The organism is Meridianimarinicoccus aquatilis (assembly GCF_004358675.1).
Taxonomy (GTDB): domain Bacteria; phylum Pseudomonadota; class Alphaproteobacteria; order Rhodobacterales; family Rhodobacteraceae; genus Meridianimarinicoccus; species Meridianimarinicoccus aquatilis.
Genome location: NZ_SMZO01000138.1, coordinates 1 through 513 on the forward strand (window position 1 = coordinate 1; position 513 = coordinate 513).

1 pseudogene is annotated in these 513 nt (G+C 60.2%); it reads right to left on the bottom strand.

From position 1 onward, the window contains the following. Nucleotides 1-513 (bottom strand): annotated as a pseudogene (locus tag E2L05_RS20640) (relaxase/mobilization nuclease domain-containing protein); the annotation flags it as partial.

The window sequence follows — 513 nt, forward strand, 5'->3', positions numbered from 1 at the left end:
TAAGTCCTTCGCCAGCGTTAAAAGACTGTTCATAGATGGCTCCCTTAAGTCGGATGTTTCGCCCTCCGTCCGGGTCGGCAATGCTGATGCTGCTCTTTGTGGTGCGCACGACCTCAAAACCTGCGCTTTCCAGCGCCTCAGTGACGTCCTGACGCGTTTTAAGCTCCCCTGACGAGGCGAGGGCCAGTAAGCCCCGCGTAATAGCCTCTGCGGCTTCCTGCTTCGTTTTGGGTAACGAAGATGGCGTCACCAGCGCGCGCCGGTTCTCCGGTGCGTTCGGGTCGTGCAGCCCCAGTCGCCCGTTCACCACGGTCTGCCACGCATCGATGCGCGGACGGTCTGCCCGGTCGTAGTACGGCTGGAGACGCCTGCCGGTCAGCAGTTCCGTGTTCGGTACCAGAAAATTCAGTTCCAGCCGCCCCTTGTCCCGGTGTTCAACCCACAGCACGCTGTACTGGTCTTTATCGAGTCCGGGCATCAGAACCCGCTCGAAGCTCGCCATCAGCTTTTCAC